Raw genomic sequence first — 805 nt, forward strand, 5'->3', positions numbered from 1 at the left:
CTTAACTGGAACTTCATCCTTAGAACCGTCTGGATAAGTGACAACAACTGTTGCGTCTTTGTCACCTGCAGTTGTTGTATCAACTGGTGTCTTGTACTCAAATGTTGTGCCATTTGGTAGGTCTGAGACGTTACCAATTGAACCTTTAGCATCTGGTGTTTCGCCCATGTTAACAGTTTGATCCTTAGGCGTTGGCGTGTTCTTATCCGCATCCGTACGTGAATCTACGACTGTTACCTTAACTGGGACTTCGTCTTTAGAACCATCTGGGTATGTCACGACAACTGTTGCATCTTTCTCACCTGCAGTTGTTGTATCTACTGGTGTCTTGTACTCAAATGTAGTGCCATTTGGTAGATCTGAAACGTTGCCAATTGAACCTTTAGCATCTGGTGTTTCACCAACGTTAACCGTTTGATCCTTAGCTACAGGAGTATTTACATCAGCTTGAGTTGGATTTGCGGCTACAGTAACCTTAACTGGTACTTCATCCTTAGAACCATCTGGATAAGTAACAACAACTGTTGCGTCTTTTTCACCAACTGTTGTTGTATCTACCGGTGTCTTATATTCAAATGTAGTACCACTTGGAAGATCTGAGACATTACCAATTGAATTCTTGGCATCTGGTGTGTCACCAACTTTAACAGTTTGATCTTTCGCTACTGGGGTATTCTTATCCGCATCTGTACGTGGATCTTTAACAGTTACCTTAACTGGTACTTCATCTTTAGAACCATCTGGGTAAGTCACAACAACTGTTGCGTCTTTTTCACCAACTGTTGTTGTGTCGACTGGTGTCTTG

The 805-nt window shown here is 42.1% G+C and carries 1 protein-coding gene; it reads right to left on the reverse strand.

Annotated features, from left to right (window positions below):
- On the reverse strand, window positions 1-805 hold an 805-nt coding region (locus ADH51_RS00005), incomplete at both ends, for a Rib/alpha-like domain-containing protein (RefSeq protein ID WP_048673680.1).

Source organism: Streptococcus sp. 449_SSPC (assembly GCF_001073005.1).
GTDB lineage: Bacteria > Bacillota > Bacilli > Lactobacillales > Streptococcaceae > Streptococcus > Streptococcus salivarius_F.